Raw genomic sequence first — 16751 nt, 5'->3', positions numbered from 1 at the left:
TGATTTCAGTCCACGGCATATCGATCTCCTGTTAGTTCGCAAACCAACAGAATCATAAGCCGCTGAAATCACACACCTCTTTTTGGAACAGGCTCTAAGCATAAAACTTTCCAAACAAGATGCTGACGAACTAGAAAAAGACGTGAAGCTTTTTTTGGATAAATCGCTGCCCAAAGTAATCCGCAAAACGGTCAAAGACGGAGCGAAGCTTGTAGTAAAGAGCCTTGAGGGGCGTTGGCCCGAAGAGCGAATAGACGAACGAAATCAGATGCAGCTCTTTCGCGACCGACTCAATTTGCGTTGGAGCGCTGGACTTGATCCGCTTCGAATGATGCTGATTGCCTCGCGCGAGGTAGGGCAGGAGTTCGCAGATAAGCTGGCGCGTTCAAAGGCTAAAACTGGATTACTCAGGCGGCAAGCCATCACGATGCTGCATATGCGAGCGTGCCAAACGACGCTGGAAATTCTGACTTTGCTTGAAAGCGGATTGCCAGACGGCGCATACGCTCGATGGCGTACGCTTTACGAAATATCAGTTTTTGCTCTGGTCATTGACCGTTTTGGTGACGAGATAGCCGACCGTTACTTGGCCCACGATATTGTCAGCATGCGTGAGGCGCTTGTGAATGAGTTTCGATACCATGACAAAGTCTATGAGCCTGAAAAGCTCGTGGGTGAGCAGAAGGAGTTGGAAGAAGAGTTTCGGAGTGTGCTCGCTGAATTTGGGGAATCCTTTGCAAAGCCATATGGATGGGCGGCGCATAATCTGTGTAAAAATCACCCGCGTTTTCGAGATTTGGAAGAGGCTGTGGATTGGGGAGCGCTCCCGCCAGACTACAAATGGTCTAGCCACAAGATTCATGCCGGAGCCGCAGGCACCATCAGAACACTTGGCTCCATAGGGGGCGAGCAATTTATCCATGCCGGCGCGGTTAATGCGGGATTGGATATTCCTGCTATCAATACAGCCTATTCATTGATGCAAATAACATCGCTTGTTTTTGGAAAGCTGAGCGATTTGGAAGCACAAATAAGAATGCAGAGCTTAGTTGTTTTGCGAGACCGGGTTGTGAATGAATGTCGCAAGGCAGCTCGAAAACTTGAAAGGGATCACCTGGAGTTTTTGAGTGAACAATGAGATGGAATCCAAACCTTACGGCGTGTTGCTATGAGTGGCTGGGGCAGTCCGGTAGCGCGAGTATTCTAAGTGTTCGTTGGTAGCAACGATTGGGCAGAAGCATTCGATTACCGGGCGCGAGTCTGAAAGGGGAGGCCTATCAAAGAAGATCATGCAGGATCGAAGTTCAAGTCCTTTGGGGGATCACGCCATCGCGGCATTCCACAAGATCAGATGAGGTTGCACGAACTCATCGCAAAACTCCCTGAAGCTCACCACGTTGTCGTGGCCGCAGTATTCCGTTTCCTTGGACTTCCTGAGACTCTCGGGAATAACCAGGCAGACACCGATGGAGTCCATGTCCTCGATCGTGCTGCCGGCAATGTTTTCATCAACCGTTGTGAGGAACAGCTGACGCCCGCCTTTCTCGCGTTCGACCTGTTTCCATCTCTCGCGAAGTGTGGTCTTGGCGCTGAGGATCAGGCCCGTCGCTGCATCCTCTGTATTGCTGTCGACGAAGGCGAGCGACGGCAGAACAAAGTCGGGGCGTTTCCTCGAGGCAATGACGACCTGCTTTTCGTGGGGGATCTCTCCGCCGAGAAGCATGGCCTCTATGTGATGCTCATAGGAATAACCCGCCCGCGACTTGCGCTGCTGGCTGGCAGAAAGCATCAGCGCGTCTATTGCCGGGAGTTCGTCGACGAGCCTGCGGATCACCTCTGACGCGGTTATCTTGCGTGGCTTGTCGCCCAGCACCAGCCGTACCAGTTCGACAGCTCTCTCCCTTCTCTGGAATTCCTTGAAGAGCTCCCATTCGATACTGCGACTGATCTCCCGCAGGACGTCGCCCGGGTTTTCAAGGGTGAAGGGATCGAGCTTCTCGAGACCGTTTTTCTCCAGAAAGGCGTTGCGCGCCTTATGCGCCAGTTCTGCGGTCGGCGGCATCGTAGCATTGGTCTTCGCGAATTCCGCGATCCTGCCTTTCTCCCAGGCCGCGATTACCTGTTCGGCAAAGTCCAGAATACGTTCGCGCTCTCTGGCTCGGACCTCGGCAGGATCCAGCACGGCCACCATGAAGGTGGCGTCGATGTCGAACATCTCGGCCAGAAGAATGGCTTCATCGCTGTCGGAGTCGATCGTCAGGCATTCGTATCTGTACCCGTCGTCCTTCGATATGCGTCCCATCACGAGGAACGACGCGGGAAGGAGCTCGGCGAAGGCCTCTTTTGGCAGGCCGGTCATGTGGGTTTCCTGGCCTTTGCTGGTGTAGTGGACCAGTCGGGTCAGCTTCTCCTCATCAGCCAGCTGCGGCCATACGGTCGGAAAATAGACCTCCCGGATCTCGGCGCCTTCTTCTTTCCTCTCCTTCGCTTGCAGGGCAGGAAAGAAGCCGCCGTCTCTCTGCTCGTGCGGGATATAGACGCCGGCCTGATGCTTGTTTTTGTGGCGCGCCCAGTCGCGGTCATTGTTGGAGAGCTTCTTGACGAGGACCTGATCCGCCCGGTCAAACAAACGGGCGAGCAGATCTGCATCCGTTCCCGATTGCCCGAACGCCATCTCTTTCTGTGCAGTCACACTCTCCCCCTGATCTCTCCGATATCCCTGTCGCTGCGCAGCCAGGCTGCAGCAGATGATAGAACCTCATCCGGATCGCGTCTCGTCCGGCCTTTGAGCGCACACTCCCAGATGACCAGCACGCGCCAGCCTTTCTCCCGGAGGGCGGCGAGGTGTTTCTTGTCATTGGCACGGTTGGTCCGGATCTTGGTGCGCCAGAACTCCTCCCGGGACTTCGGCCATTTGAAGAGATGGCAGTCATGGCCGTGCCAGAAGCAGCCATTTACGAACACCACCGCCCGGTAGCGGGGGAGGACCAGATCCGGCTTGCCGGGCAGGTCCTTCACATGAAGCCGGAAGCGGAAGCCGCGGGCATGCAGCCCGCGGCGGATCAGAAGCTCCGGCTTCGTGTTCTTCCCCCTGATGCCGGACATCATCCGGCTGCGGGTTTCCGGTGAGACGGTGTCAGCCAAGTTCGAGGCGCAGCTCTTCCGATGGTTCCGGGGTGAAGGGTTCGGCAGCCTCGAAGAGTTCGCCCGGATCGAGGATCCGCATCACATGCGGCTTCATGTAGCGCGCGATCTCCGCGACCACCGGGACCACCACTGCATTGCCGAACTGCTTGTAGGCGCGGGTGTCGGAGACCGGAATGTCCATCCGGGTCTCCCGGTCGGGATCGAAGCCCATCAGACGGGCGCATTCCCGGGGCGTCAGGCGGCGCGGGTTCTTGCGGGCCTGTGCTATCAGAATCTCGCTGCCGTCCTTGTAGTAGCGGGCCGAGAGGGTGCGGGCCTTGTCTTTCGGGGTGTTGAGCCCGAAGCCGAAGCCGTTGCCGGCCGCGCGGTGCTTGGCGGCATAGCCCTGGAGATAGGTCCAGAGCTTGTCGGAGAGCGTGTAGCGGTCGTCAGCGGCTGTCACGTTGCCAAGGCGCCCGATCTTTTTCGTAGTGGTGTAGTGGCCCTCCGGGTCCTCGTCATAGGAGTGGAGGATCTCTTCAAGCGTCGGGCCCGTCTTGGGATCCCGGAACTCGAGCCGGTCGAAGTCGAAGCCCGTATCCTCGCGGAAGCCCGCAATGAAGATGCGCTCCCGGTGCTGCGGGACATAGCCCTTCGCATCGACGATGCGGCAGCTGATCCTGTAGCCGAGGTCGTTCTCCAGCGCGCCGACGATGGTGCGGAACGTGTCGCCCTTGTTGTGGCTGCGCAGGTTCTTGACGTTCTCGAGCAGGAAGGCTGCCGGGCGATGGTGCTTCAGAATGCGCAGCACGTCGAAGAAGAGCGTGCCCTGCGTCTTGTCCATGAAGCCGTGCTGACGCCCGAGCGAACCGAGCTTGGAGACGCCGGCAATCGAGAAGGGCTGGCAGGGGAAGCCTGCGAGCAGCACGTCGTGCTCCGGGATCTCGTCGGCATTCACCTTCGTGATGTCACCGGCAATGTCGTGATCGTCGGGGAAGTTCGCGCGATAGGTCCGCTGGGCGTAAGCATCCCACTCGCTGGTGAAGACGCACTTCCCGCCCGCGGATTCGAAGCCCCGCCGCATGCCGCCGATCCCGGCGAAGAGGTCGATGAAGCGGAAGGCGGGCTTCTCCTCCTGGTGTCCCATCCGGCCTTCCAGCCGGTGCTTCAGCATTTCGATATAGGCCTTCTTCGGCTTCGTCTCGCCGGCTTCCCAGCGTCGAATGGTCTTGGGGTTCATCTCCAGGAACTCGGCCGTCTCGTCGATCGACAGGCCGTTCATCTCCCGCAATGCGCGGAAAGAAAGGTCTTCCACCGGCTACCCCCTCGCGAATCAAAACTGGGACAAAAATGGACAGGATGTCTTTTGTGCGTCCTCGCGTCGACGGGGTCAAGCGGGAAATGTATTTGTTTTGTTCTTCTTGTCGTCTAGTTCCCTGTAGGGGGACGCTCCTCAAGTTGGGTTGCCTTCCTGTTAGCGAGTAGGCTTCCGCGATGGATCGTGATGCCTGCTATAGATTGTGTTTGAGGCTAACGGAGAGGCTTTCCCGGGGGGATACGCGTGCGTTGCGCTGCGCGACGGAAAAAGAACTGAACGGCTTCAAGGCGATCCGGTCGAGGTGCCACGAGAACGTTGATCGCTGGTGTCGGTTGCACCCGGGTCACGTCCCGGTCCGTGGGTGGCTGAACTCAGGTGGTATTCTGGACAGGCATTCTGTTGTGGATCCAGGAGACGGAACACTCCTCGATATCTCGCCAAGGAGAGATGCGGCCCAACTACCGTTTTTGCTTCATGACACCGAAGACGGGCCATTCGACACACTGCCGCACCAGGTAATTGTGACGAGGCTACTTTTGTGAACGCTGGAGCTTCGAGTTCAATTTCATAAGATGCGGATCTCAGGAGTCTTTAAGGTTGTCTTTGTTGCGCTTTGCGACCTCCGGAAGCGCTGCGACAAGATTTATAAGTGCCATCATATTCGCCACGTACTTTTGCCTGAGCGTTAGTTCGCTGTAGAGGGATTCAAAATTGCGATTACCTTTGAAGGTGAATTTCATTTTCCCGTAGTCGGGTATCAATGCGTTGATCATACGATGAAGGTCCGATACCTGTTCGACGGTAAGCTCGTCTTGTCCGCGATGAGCAAATTGATTTCTGTGGTCATTGTGGCGGCGCAATGGGCTCAGTAGATTGTCGCCAACACCGAGTAGCCGTAGCACTTCGATTTTGTCGCCGAAGTTGCGAAATCCACGGCTCCCATCAGATTTGAAGCGCCCGTCGGTGAATTTCTTGAGTGCGTGGTCAACTGCGCGCTCGGTTTCGAAGTGGCATCTGACTATCGCGCCAATATCATCCTCTGCGAAAAAAGCTCTGCCGACACGATGTCGATCAAGACCAAAGCTGAGAACAATCACGTCGTCGTCATTCATGGCGAGCTTCCTTCCAAGTGAGCCGTCGAAGTTTGTTCAATCTAGCACTCGTCTTCTCCTGTAGAGGCAACACCTATGGTGATGTCAGGCTGCCTATGTCCGCCTAGAGATTTTTGTGTCACACGCGCCGATGCCCGCAATTTCGTGAGATAGATTTCTGCATTCGCGGGCAGGTGTCGAACCGAGGGCGGCTTCTGCCTGATCGACCTCGAAGGTGCCTGAGTGAGATGTTCGGAACTTGATAGTCATAGTGCCGTGGTGTTTGTCGGAGTCATTTAAGGGTGGCTTTTTTGGATTGGGGTGCTGTGGGGAGGAGAAATTACTTGACTGTTGTTGAAGTGGGGCTTATAAGCGTCCTTAGGACGCTTATAAGCCCCACTTCAAGAAATGGTCTCGCTGAGCCTTAGCCGTTAGAGGTGACTTGACTTGTTAATGCGTCCACGTATATACGTCCTTAGGACGTATATACGTGGACGCAGAGAAAATTGGCTGAAAAGCTTCGATCGATTTATCCGGAAAGGCTTACGCTAGCGGGACACCGACTGGCAGAATTACTGGAGGCGAATGGCAAGCCGGTCCTGACCCACTTCGATTTTTTCAGAATTGTCTGGCGTATGTATCTGACGTCAGCAGGTGAAAAACTTTATTTGCGAAACAAAACACCGACCCAGCAAGATGCTGTTCGACTGCGGCAAAATCTAAAAAAGTCAGGATTCGTCGGCGCCGACCGTGACTACGGCTTACGTATAATCCGTGTGCTGTCGGTTTCGGATCTGCCGGCAGAAGACATCACCTGCCTCGTTGATCCTACCTGTTATGTGTCACATCTCTCGGCAATGCAGCGATGGGGGCTCACAGACCGAAGCCCCGAGGCTTTGATGCTAACGCGCCCGGATCGGAAGAGCGCGATGTCGCAAATCTCTGATCATATGAAAAGCGTTCTCCTCGAAAATGAAGAAAACCCGTTCCCGCTGAAAATCATTACCCATCCGAAGAGCGTTCGAAAAAGGCATGTCCATGTCTATGAAACAAAAACCGCGGGTGCTTTCCTGAAAGTTCGTGGCAGCGACACACGCCTCTCAACGATAGGACAAACGTTTCTCGATATGCTGCAAAAACCCGATCTTTGCGGTGGGATGGATCACATCCTTGATGTCTGGGAAGAGCACGCTGCAACATATCTGGATGATATCGTTTCCGCCGTCGATACTGCTGCAAGTGACCTTGTCAAAAGTCGCGCAGGCTACATCCTCGAAGAGCGCTTGGGGTTAAGGCACTCAGGCATAGAAAAATGGAAAGCGTTGGGGCAGCGCGGCAGCAGCCGCAAGCTTGATCCGTCTAAAGCTTTTGCTCCCACCTTTTCTGAGACGTGGATGATATCACTCAATGTCCAATGACTTCATCGAAATTGATGTGGCGGGCTGGGTCGAGCGTGCCAAAGCCGATCCAGCGTCATATGGGCAGCGCCAGGCTGCCGAAATTACTTTGAACGCGATAGCTATGACGGCTCCCCTGAACGAAAAGCTCGTTCTGAAGGGGGGTATACTCATGGGGCTTGCCTATAACAGTCCACGGCAAACGGCAGATATTGATTTGTCGGCTGTTCTGGAAGCAAAAGAGAATGTTGATGAGGTGATAAGGGGTCTTCTCGATTCAGCTTTTCCCAGAGCAGCGGCGAAGCTCGGTTACGCCGATCTCATTCTTCAGGTGCACTCGGTCAGAAGGCAGCCCAACCATATTGAAATAGAGGATGCGCAGTTTCCTGCCCTCAAACTCAAAGTGGCTTTCGCTCAGCGAGGAACCAGGCAGGAGCAGGCAATGCTTGCCGGGAGGGCCCCTGGAATTATCGATCTCGATATTTCGTTCAATGAGCCGTTGCGCCAAATCCAGGTATTGGAGCTGACAGGGGGGCAGGAATTGCTCGCCTACGGGATTGTAGACCTGATAGCCGAAAAATATCGCGCTATGCTGCAGCAGGTTGAGCGCAATCGGAACAGGCGACAGGACGTGTATGATCTCGATCGATTGATCACTGAGCATGAACTTCCAGCCGAGGTATGCGCTCAGATTCTGGAGGTATTTCATGAAAAGTGCCGGTCCCGTCATATTGAGCCGGCGGCCTCTTCACTTCAAAACCCCGAGATCAAAACGCGATCCGGCGCCAATTGGCAAACCCTGGAACTGGAACTGGGTGAGGTCCCGCCGTTTGAAGAATGTTTTGAGAGGGTAAGAATTTTCTACGAAAGCTTGCCTTGGCAGGCGTAATGTTTCGATGCAATGGGACCAAGTGTTTAAGTTCATCTCGGGCGCCTAAGGCTGCCATCGGTTGAATTTCTCGCAATTGCAAGGTTGATCAACGGCCGGCCGAAACTTGGCAACGGTCAAGCGGGTCTGCGACACAAGCCCCCTCGCCTGGTTACCCTCCTCGAATTACGAAGTGGCTGTGGAAGTTACATTTTCCGCCGGTTTGGAGCGTCTGGGTCTGGGGTTCGACTCCCTGGGGGTGGCACACAATCCTCCCAAGTTGACCCGTCATTCGGAAATCATTTCCTGACTGGACTTCGCTGCCAAAGGAAGCATGCATTGCGGTACCGAACCGCTTGCACTTCTCACGGGAGGAGACGTCAACCGATGGACGCCGATACACGTGATCTCGCCAGACAAATCTCGGCCCTTGCGACCAGGTTGCTGGAGCAGGGTCACGAACTGTCGGTTCAGGGACAATCGCCACATATCACGCCGGACAATGCCATGGCGCTGGCTGCGACCCTGAAAGACACCGCTTCAGACATTAGTGTTCTGGCGAGCGCTGTTGAGGTTGTCGTGGGTGGCAGTGGGAGTAACTGACATCCGGTCCTTGGGCGCTCAAATTGCGCCTGCGAGACCACGATGGTATTGCAAAAGAAGTCGTATCCGTTCGGGCACTTCCGGGGAGGACACGTTTCATGTCGTCAGAAGCGATTGCTAGACGAGACCTCGAGATCGAGAGCGCGCCTGGAATCCGCCTTGCCGTCCGGCATGTGGCAGCCGCGGATACCCCTTCGACAAAGATCCCGGTCATTCTGCTCCATGGTGCGCGCGTACCGGGTATTCCGTCATTCGACCTCGACTGTCCGGACGGTTCGCTGGCGGCTGATCTTGCCCGGGCGGGTCATGATGTCTTCATCATGGATGCCCGCGGCTACGGCGGATCGACCCGCATCGGTCAGGAAGGCGATCCGGCCGAGGCGCAGATCCTTTCTCCATCGAATGAAGTCGTCGAGGATATCGAGGCTGTTGCGCAGGCCGTCCGGCGGCATACGGGCCGACAGGTTCTCGGGCTCCTCGGATGGGCAACCGGCGGTCACTGGGTCGGCATGTTTGCCGCGAGGCACGCCGATCCCGATCTGAAGATCATTCTCTACAATTCTCTCTACGGTGCGGAGCGCGGACATCCGGTGCTCGGGCCGGGCGGTCCGCTGGCGGATGCAGAAGAGCCGGACCGGCTGGATGCCCGCAAGCTGGGCGGCTTCGGATACAGCACGGCAGAGTCATTGCTGCCGTCCTGGGACGCGTCCATTCCCGCGGAGAACAAGGAGGAATGGCGCGATCCCGTTCTTCTGCGGGCCTACCAGGATGCGGCCCTTGCATCCGATCCTTCGTCATACACCCGCAACCCGCCTGCCTTCCGGGCTCCCAACGGTGCGATGGCGGATTCCTTCACGCTTGCCGGTGGGCACAGGCTGTGGGACGCCGGTGACATCACCGCCCATGTCCTCCTGATCCGTTCGGAGAACGATTTCTGGAGTCGGCCGGGCGATCTCACCGCGCTGGCGGACGAGCTGACGAAAGCCGCCTCGCTCCGCGTTCTCGAGCTGCCGCAGGCGACGCACTATGTTCACCTCGATCGCCCGGAGAAGGGGCGTCGCGAGATGTGCGAAGAGGTCCTCGCCTTTCTCGCCTGACCGGGAAACGCAAGACGTACCGGGAACCGTTTCCGGCACGGGGATGGTGCCGCTACGCCTCGCCGCGCTCCCCGACCGGTGTTGCAGGGATGGGCGCGGGCGTCTTGGCGCGGTGTTCGGCACGGCTGAACCACGCCACACCGAGGACAACCAGCGTCGTGCCCAGGGCATGCCAGACGGTGAACGCCTCGCCCAGCACGACGACGGCGAGCGCGATGGTGGCGATCGGTCCGAAGGCCGCGGTCGAGGAGGTGGCTCGTGCCCCGATGCGCTGGATACCGCTGTTCAGCAGAAAGCTTGGCAGGACGGTGCCCACGATCCCGAGACAGGCCCCGTAGAACCAGATCTCGCCCGAGAAGGCGGCGTAGCTCGCGATACCGTGCTGAACGGTATTGTGCGCAAGTGCCACCAGCGCGGCGGCCCCCATGGCGATACAGGTGAAGGCCCGCGTGCCGATGACGGCCATGCGTCGTTTGGCGAGATGCTGGAAGAGGGCGAAGGACACTGCCGCGCCGAGGACTAGCACCGTCCCGGCCAGCAACCCGTCGGGGTTCACGACGAAGTTCCACGCCATGATGACCAGGAGCCCCGCATAGGACATGGCGAGCCCCGGGACGGCGCCCCAGTTCATGCGATCACCGAAGAACAGCACGCCCAGTGCCAGCGTGAAGAAAGGATAGGTGAAGAGCACCAGACGCTCATACTGGGCGGTGATGAAGGACAGGCCCCAAAAGTCCAGCGAACTCGCCACATAATAGCCGAGGATTCCCACGCCAGCGGCCGCCGCGATCTCGCCCGGGCTCAGCCGCGCCCGCAACTCCGGCGAGGTCGCCAGCACCCAGGCACCGATGGCGAGATAGAACGGGAAGGCGACGAGCATGCGCAGCGCCAGCACGGTCTCGGTGCCGATACCGGTGGTGTAGGCGAGCTTGATGAATATGCCCTTGGTCGAGAACAGGGCCGCGCCGGCAATGGCGAGGCCGTAGCCGGCGACATCGATGGAGGCTTCTTCCGGGGGCGTATCGTTCTGGTCAGCCATGCGGGACTTTCCTGTCGTTTGGAAGCCCTGTCCCGGCTGGTCACACACTGCACGTCGACAGCCCTGGGCAGGGCCGGTGCAATGCGGTTTGATTGTGATGTGATCAGATCAAGCGCGCTCGCCCCGGCATGGTGGAAATGCCGAGGAGCCATAGAGCAGCGATGTGAACGGTCCTGATCATGGGGTGTACCTATAGCAATCGGCACGAGGGGGCAAGGGTGCGGTGGAGCTGGTCCTACTCGCCCGCAACCACACCCGCCGCCTCGGCCAGCGTCCTGATGCGGTCCGCCAGTTCCACGATGTTCCGGGAACTGAGCGAGGCCTGTTTGGCGTCTAGACGCGGATGCTGGCCCCGAGCGGCCTGGTCGTGTGCCTTCTCGATCGTTGCGGCGCAGGCCACAAACAGCCTGCGCGCGGTTTCGCGGCGATCGTCGTCCATGACTGTCTCCCCTCTGGCGTCTTCGGAAGCATGGTCAGTGACGCTTCCTTTGCCGGAGAAGTCCAGTCCTTTCAGGGCAGGGGAGTTGGCGTTGTCAGGCCCATGCGAGACACGGACAGAGGTGAAGGGGCAGACGCCCCTTCACTTTTTGTCGATGGTGATCTGATCGATTGACGCTCAGTCGAGCCAGGAATCGTCATCATCATTGTCTTCTTCTTTCACCGTCTTTGTCTCTGCTTCGTCAGCAGCGTCGTTCAGGCACTGGAAGTAGCCCTCTTCGCCCGATTCAGCTATGCGCCGGCTTGCCTCGGCGTAGCACTCTGATTTCCAGGCCCAGAGTTCCGCCCGGCTTACATTCTCGGGCACGGGCCCTTCCCAGGGCAGCATGCCCTGACCCGGTTCAGGCGCGCCGTCGCCGTCGGACTCGACGAACAATACCCGGAGCGTATCCGGCGCGGCATCTTTCGGCGAAAAGGTCCCGGGAAAGTGCTTCTCCAGTTCCTTCATTACGTCCATCGTTTCCTTGGTCGTGCCTTGCAACGCGCCTTTTGTGAGCTTGTGCCTCAGGGCCTCGGTGAGCGGCATGCGCTGCTCTTGCCCGTTTACCTTCACGACCACGGTCTGCGCGAGCATCTCTTCGAAGACCGTGGAAGCGTTCTTCGACCCCTTCGGTTTTCCTTTCGGATTTCCCGACTGGCCTTTTTTCCACTGCGTGCGTTTGGGCGGTTTACCGAAGCCGACCTCGTAGTCGGTGTCTTCAGGGCTCTTCTTCCGGTTTCGTTTGTTGCTCATATGAGCTCTCCTTAAGTTTGGTGTGTCCGCGTTTGCTGTCTCCACTGTCTGTTTGGGTGGCGCTGCCACCCGGCTCCCGTTCCGGGGAGCAAAAGGGGGGGCGGGACCTTGCAAGTCCCGCGCATTGTGTTCTGCCTGCCGTCAAGCTCCCTGTAACCTGGCATTTGCGGGGCCCGCGCCCGGGTGGCTGACGCCGGCCTTTACTCGATCTCGGCGAAGGTGAAGCCGCTCTCCGCATGGATCGGCTCGATGCCCGTGGTCTTGCGGAACCGCCTCAGCGTCACATCCACATAGCGGGGCTCGATCTCGAGGCAGAAGGCGCGGCGGCCCGCGCGCTCGGCCGCCATCAGCGTGGTGCCGGCGCCCGCAAAGCCATCGATCACGATGCCGCCGCGCGTCGTTGCATCGAGGATCGCATCCTCGACCAGCGCCACCGGCTTCACAGTGGGATGCATGGCGAGCGCCTCGTCCCGATCACCGCCAAAGCTGTTCATGCCCGCATAGGCCCAGACATTGCTGCGGTAGCGGCCATGTTTGCCGAGTTCGACGTTGTTGATATGCGGCGCCTTGCCCTTCTTGAAGACACCCACCAGCTCGTGCTGCGAGCGATAGAGCGAGCCCATGCCGCCATTGGACTTGGTCCAGACGCAAAGATTCTTCATCTCGCGATAGACCTCGTCTCCCGCATGAAGCAACTCGCCCAGATGCCGCCAGTCCATGCAGACATAGTGGAGCGAGCCTTCGCGGGCCTGCGCGGCCATGTTGCCAAGCACCTCGGTCAGGAATGCCTGGAAGGCCTCGCGCGACATCTCGCCCGATGCCATGGCGAACTCGGCATGGTGATGTGCCCCCAGCCCCGACACATGACCCTCGACAGGCACGTTATAGGGCGGATCGGTGAACACCATCTCCGCCGTCTCGCCGTCCATGAGTCGTGCCCAGGCCTGGCCGTCCCTCGCATCGGCGCAGAGGAGCCTGTGCCGGCCCAGCAGCCAGAGATCGCCCGGCACCGTCACAGACGGCAGTGTTTCGTCGATCTCGGGCAGCGCGTTCGCCTCGTCGGGCTCCGCCTTGTCCAGCTCGCCGATCAGCAGATCGATCTCCGCCGTCTCGAAGCCCGTCAGCGTAATGTCGAGGTCAGGCGCCTCGATGACGAGATCCTGCAGCTCGATCGCCAGCAGCTCCCGGTCCCAGCCTGCATTCTCGGCCAGCCTGTTATCCGCGATCACATAGGCGCGCTTCTCCGCCTCGCTCATGTGGTCGAACCGGATCGCAGGGACTTCCCTGAGTCCCATGGCCTTCGCGGCCTCAAGACGGCCATGGCCGGCGATCACGCCGCCCTCTCTGTCGATCAGCACAGGGTTGGTCCAGCCAAAGCGCCGGATCGAGTCCTCGATCTGCTTCAGCTGCTTCTTTGAGTGAGTCCGCGGATTGCGCGCGTAAGGCTTGAGCGCAGCAATGGCGACGTTTTCGATTTGAAGGTCTTGCCGGGTCATATCCAGGGTCCTTTCTTCAATCCCAAAAAATCCACGACAGTTTCCTGCGGGACGGGCGGACGCTGGAGAGGAACAACCGGGTCGGTAAGCGGGAGGGGTTTTTCCTACCGGTCTTTTCTGCGGCGCAGAACCGCGCCGATAGCGGAGGTGATGGTGCTGGCTGTCAGATCACCATCGATGAGCGACATCACCCGGTGCACGAACCGGTCGCCCGGGGACCGGGGCTCGGCCGTATAGCTGCCCTCCTCATGGGCGGTATGGGTGAAGGCGCTGCCGCTGAACTCTTCATATATGTCGATCAGGGTTTCGGTCGCCTGCTGCAGCTCGGTGTTCTGCGGACGCCCGCCTTTCGGCTTCGTGTCCTCGAGATACTGCGTCAGCACGGGCGTCAGATGCTCCAGACGTATCCGGAGTTCCTCGTACTGGGTAAAGCCGTTCTCGGGGGTGTCGCGATCCTCGGCAGGGCGCGGGTGTTCGTCGAGCAGCGTCCAGAGCGCATCCTGCGAGGCGTGGTCGATGGTGGCGAGGATATGCCGGAGATCGTCCGCGGTTGAAAGGAGGTCGTCGAGGGCGGCGCGTTGCTTGGGAACGGAGGGTGTGATCCGGGAAAGTTCCACGGCATCGCGATAGTTATCGCCCGCCTTCTGCAGCTGGCGGATCAGCTCGCCATGGCGTTCCGGATCGCTGATGTCGAGCATGGCGGCCAGTTCGTCGGCCTCGCTACTCTTCAGCCTGAAGGGCTCGACCTCTTCCGGAAAGCCGTATTCGTACCATTCGGGTTTGTGTTTTCTCGGCATTGCGATGCCCCGCCCCGTAGCTGTCGGGGACCAAGCATTCCGCAGGGACATGGAGATCGCAAGAGGCGGGGTCAGCCGGTCGCGTGCTCGAAGTGGTTGATGAGAGCGCCTGCCAGAGAGGTCATGCCGTCATGACGCCAGGCGCGGTAGCGGTCGGAGGAGCCGGGTTTGGCGGAGGCGACCATGACGAGCTTCTCCTTCCCCGAGCGGGCGACCTCCGCGAACTCTTCCGTCGGGATGAGCCATGCAAGCCGAACAGCGGCACCGTCCATGAGAACGGCTGCGATGAACCCCGCACCCTCGGCCGCGAAAGTGGCCAGTCTGACATCGAACTGCACCGTACCGGTCCTGTCATTGTCGAGACCGGTCCGGGCCTTCACCTGCACGGGCACGCTCCGCCGGGTTGCCTTGTCGTAGATGAGAAGGTCGATCCCGTCATCATCCGCGAAGGGCCGGAACGGCGCAAGCCGCCCGCCGGAGGCGAGGATGAGGCCGGAGGCGACTGAGGCCTCGGCGATCTGCCCGGTCTGGGTGCTGGTCGGCCTGAGAAACCGTTCCTGTGCCTGCGTTTCCATGCCTCCAGCAACGCTTCCGGGGCCCCGGAAGTCAAGGAAAATGAGACTCATCGGCTGCAGACATTCGTTTTGCCGGACCGTCTCTTTGGCGCATGGACATTCGCAGGCAGCTGGGGCTCAACGTCCGCCGGATACGCGCCGAAAAGGGCTGGTCCCAGGAGGATCTGGCCTTCGAGAGCGGCCTGCACCGCACCTATATCAGCGGCATCGAACGTGGCATCCGCAATCCCACCATCGTGATCCTGGCAAAGCTTGCGGAAACCCTCGACGTGGAGCCGGGAGAGCTGCTGGAGAGGGTGGGACGGAACTCGTAGCGATCGGGCTTGGCCTTGGCGCTATTGCAGAATCGAAGCAGCCGGGCCTGGATGCTGTGCTGCAATACACGTCGTTCTTTCCCCGCAACGGTAATATCAGTGCATCCTCTTTCCTGTTCCTGATCCCAATTCAAATGACCGCCAAACCGGTTGTCCGTGATTATTGAAAATAATATCGTGAGGGGAGCGACTGAGGGGAGGGGCAACATGGGCGACGAAACCATCAGAATAGCGGTGTTTGTTCTGCCTGCGGTTATCGGGGTGGCCACTCTGCTCTTGCTCCATCGCTCGACCTTGAACGCGGCAATACGCAGGGCCATCAAACCCCTCCGGTTGGAGAATGCTCGCCTGGCATCAGAGATTGATCAGGCTAACTCCAAAATCAGCGAGCAAGATGAACACATAGAGAAGGCCGATACTGAAGTCCGGCGGCTCCGGGATTTCGAGGATATTCGCAATGGTCTCGAGGCTCGCCTGGAGCAGATGGAAGCCGTCTGGCTTTCTTCTGCCTCAAGTGAAGCCGAGTGTCAGGAAGTTCTGGGTCGAAATCTCTGGCTGCTGGCGCCGGAGTATATCGTGAAAGAGAACTTTTTCACGTCGCCGAAGTGGCTGATTTCTGTTTTTCGCGATCACTTCGACGGTGTAGACGTCGATTGGAACGCCCAAAAATATAAAATCCGGGTACCGCACAACTTTGAACCGGACATGTGTGGCTGGGCGACCTCGCAAACAGGATTTTATCAGACCTCTCAGGATGTCTATATCCTCATTGAACTGAAGGCACCAAGCGTCAGTCTTTCATGGACCGCGATCGAGCAGGTTCACGCCTATGCTTTTGGTCTCATGCAGAACGTCGAGAGTCTCAGAAAAAGTCGCGTGGATTGTCTGGTGATCGGCGGAGACTGTCCCGAGGAACTCAATGACGCCCATCTCCGTTGGGGCGCTGACGCCCACCATGCAATCAACATCTTTCCGATGAGCTATGGCCAGTTGTACGAGCGCGCCTGCAAGATCGCTGAACCGTTTCTCTCACCATCAATGACAAAACTGGATGCGCCGGTTCCTGGGACGGACAGGCCCGACACCAGCGCTTTGCCTAACGGGTCTCCGGACCGAGCGTATTTAGTCACTGAAGTTGTTTCAGAGGCAGGGCCAGAACTCGAGACAGTCGGGCATTAAGTTGCTGGCGTCCGCACCAAGGCTAAATTTTCCCATATCAGATGTTGCAGGCGCCCTTGAATTTTCGGGTACTCGTCTCCTCCTCCTCCTTGATGGACTCTACTTGCCCGGCCCCAATTCTGAACTCTCGTTTAAAAGCTAGGTCCCTGAGTCTTTCTTCGGCTGTTTGTGTTGCTCCGATGATATGGGACCGTCGAGACTCATGCGGGCGGTGCCGGAGTTTCCAAAGAAGCTGTCAAAGATGGAGACGGGTGCGCCAAAATGCTGCATGACTTCGTGTAACTCGTCGTCGGAGATATAGTCATCCCGGGGACAATCGATCCGTTGCTATGATCCAAATGTCGATGGCATCACCATCCAAAACGAACTTTCCACCAGGGGACGATGCAGGGGTATTAGCCCACAACGACATTTTGCCGCTCCCTCTTAGTGGCGAGAGTGAATATTAGCTGGAACAAATGGATGAAATGAAACATAGCCATGGCGATGAGGGTTACAAAGCGGGTTCGATAACGCTTGGTGGTGCCGTCGCTATGGGCACTGGTGTGATGATCGGTGCGGGTATATTCGCTCTCACAGGGCAAATTGCTGAGCTTGCCGGACCAATTTTTCCCTTGGCT

At 58.3% G+C, this 16751-nt stretch carries 17 protein-coding genes and 1 pseudogene; 8 read left to right on the top strand and 10 right to left on the bottom strand.

The genetic code is table 11. The features are described from left to right. Positions 1 to 142: 142 nt before the first annotated feature. Positions 143 to 1138: a DUF5677 domain-containing protein gene (locus CMI59_RS12665; protein WP_293328606.1), complete on the top strand. Its 996-nt coding sequence runs from the start codon at positions 143 to 145 to the stop codon at positions 1136 to 1138. 183 nt (positions 1139 to 1321) lie between these two features. Here CMI59_RS12665 and CMI59_RS12660 read toward each other — a convergent pair whose 3' ends face one another. The 4 genes from CMI59_RS12660 to CMI59_RS12645 all read right to left on the bottom strand — a co-directional run bounded on the left by CMI59_RS12660 (position 1322) and on the right by CMI59_RS12645 (position 5556). Further along, positions 1322 to 2692: a type II restriction endonuclease gene (locus CMI59_RS12660; RefSeq protein ID WP_167096103.1), complete on the bottom strand. Its 1371-nt coding sequence runs from the start codon at positions 2690 to 2692 to the stop codon at positions 1322 to 1324. After that, entirely contained in the window at positions 2689 to 3144 is a 456-nt protein-coding gene (locus CMI59_RS12655; RefSeq protein ID WP_167096105.1) for a very short patch repair endonuclease, read from the bottom strand. Before CMI59_RS12655 ends, CMI59_RS12660 begins: the two co-directional genes overlap by 4 nt. Beyond that, on the bottom strand, positions 3137 to 4441 hold the full coding sequence (gene dcm / locus CMI59_RS12650; protein WP_293328605.1) for a DNA (cytosine-5-)-methyltransferase: 1305 nt from the start codon (positions 4439 to 4441) through the stop codon (positions 3137 to 3139). The genes CMI59_RS12655 and dcm overlap by 8 nt, the downstream gene beginning before the upstream one ends. A gap of 584 nt (positions 4442 to 5025) precedes the next feature. Further along, the gene (locus CMI59_RS12645; RefSeq protein WP_167095835.1) at positions 5026 to 5556 is read right to left on the bottom strand and encodes a hypothetical protein; all 531 of its coding nucleotides are present in this window, start codon (positions 5554 to 5556) and stop codon (positions 5026 to 5028) included. Between the two features lie 485 nt (positions 5557 to 6041). Between CMI59_RS12645 and CMI59_RS12640 the strand changes: the two genes are divergently transcribed. From CMI59_RS12640 to CMI59_RS12625, 4 genes are all read left to right on the top strand, one after another. Beyond that, positions 6042 to 6953, top strand: coding sequence for a hypothetical protein (locus tag CMI59_RS12640; protein WP_293328604.1), 912 nt, complete (start codon positions 6042 to 6044; stop codon positions 6951 to 6953). Then, positions 6943 to 7821, top strand: a complete 879-nt coding sequence (locus CMI59_RS12635; RefSeq protein WP_167096068.1) for a nucleotidyl transferase AbiEii/AbiGii toxin family protein — start codon at positions 6943 to 6945, stop codon at positions 7819 to 7821. The genes CMI59_RS12640 and CMI59_RS12635 overlap by 11 nt, the downstream gene beginning before the upstream one ends. Positions 7822 to 8187: 366 nt before the next feature. Next, positions 8188 to 8403, top strand: coding sequence for a hypothetical protein (locus CMI59_RS12630; RefSeq protein WP_167096066.1), 216 nt, complete (start codon positions 8188 to 8190; stop codon positions 8401 to 8403). Positions 8404 to 8501: 98 nt separating this feature from the next. Then, positions 8502 to 9500, top strand: a complete 999-nt coding sequence (locus tag CMI59_RS12625) for an alpha/beta fold hydrolase (protein WP_167096064.1) — start codon at positions 8502 to 8504, stop codon at positions 9498 to 9500. A gap of 52 nt (positions 9501 to 9552) precedes the next feature. Here CMI59_RS12625 and CMI59_RS12620 read toward each other — a convergent pair whose 3' ends face one another. From CMI59_RS12620 to CMI59_RS12595, 6 genes are all read right to left on the bottom strand, one after another. Further along, on the bottom strand, positions 9553 to 10539 hold the full coding sequence (locus CMI59_RS12620; protein WP_167096062.1) for a DMT family transporter: 987 nt from the start codon (positions 10537 to 10539) through the stop codon (positions 9553 to 9555). A gap of 235 nt (positions 10540 to 10774) precedes the next feature. Beyond that, on the bottom strand, positions 10775 to 10978 hold the full coding sequence (locus CMI59_RS12615) for a hypothetical protein (RefSeq protein WP_167096060.1): 204 nt from the start codon (positions 10976 to 10978) through the stop codon (positions 10775 to 10777). A gap of 177 nt (positions 10979 to 11155) precedes the next feature. Next, positions 11156 to 11770: a DUF5681 domain-containing protein gene (locus CMI59_RS12610; protein ID WP_167096058.1), complete on the bottom strand. Its 615-nt coding sequence runs from the start codon at positions 11768 to 11770 to the stop codon at positions 11156 to 11158. Between the two features lie 200 nt (positions 11771 to 11970). After that, positions 11971 to 13266 carry a DNA methyltransferase gene (locus tag CMI59_RS12605; RefSeq protein WP_167096056.1) on the bottom strand — a complete coding sequence of 432 codons (1296 nt, stop codon included), beginning with the start codon at positions 13264 to 13266 and terminating at the stop codon, positions 11971 to 11973. Positions 13267 to 13370: 104 nt separating this feature from the next. Further along, complete coding sequence (locus CMI59_RS12600; protein ID WP_167096054.1) at positions 13371 to 14063, bottom strand: hypothetical protein; 693 nt, start codon at positions 14061 to 14063, stop codon at positions 13371 to 13373. Between the two features lie 71 nt (positions 14064 to 14134). Next, entirely contained in the window at positions 14135 to 14638 is a 504-nt protein-coding gene (locus CMI59_RS12595; RefSeq protein WP_167096052.1) for a DUF4365 domain-containing protein, read from the bottom strand. A 92-nt stretch (positions 14639 to 14730) separates the two neighbouring features. Between CMI59_RS12595 and CMI59_RS12590 the strand changes: the two genes are divergently transcribed. From CMI59_RS12590 to CMI59_RS16915, 3 genes and pseudogenes are all read left to right on the top strand, one after another. After that, on the top strand, positions 14731 to 14952 hold the full coding sequence (locus CMI59_RS12590) for a helix-turn-helix transcriptional regulator (RefSeq protein WP_167096051.1): 222 nt from the start codon (positions 14731 to 14733) through the stop codon (positions 14950 to 14952). Between the two features lie 207 nt (positions 14953 to 15159). Further along, a complete protein-coding gene (locus CMI59_RS12585; RefSeq protein ID WP_167096049.1) occupies positions 15160 to 16131 on the top strand; it encodes a hypothetical protein in 972 nt (323 codons plus the stop codon). 458 nt (positions 16132 to 16589) lie between these two features. After that, a pseudogene (locus CMI59_RS16915) lies at positions 16590 to 16751 on the top strand (amino acid permease); the annotation flags it as partial.

This window comes from Parvibaculum sp. (genome assembly GCF_002684405.1).
In the GTDB taxonomy this organism is placed as follows: domain Bacteria; phylum Pseudomonadota; class Alphaproteobacteria; order Parvibaculales; family Parvibaculaceae; genus Parvibaculum.
Note: the sequence above shows the minus strand (reverse complement) of the source record. Positions and strands in the feature narration are given on the sequence as shown.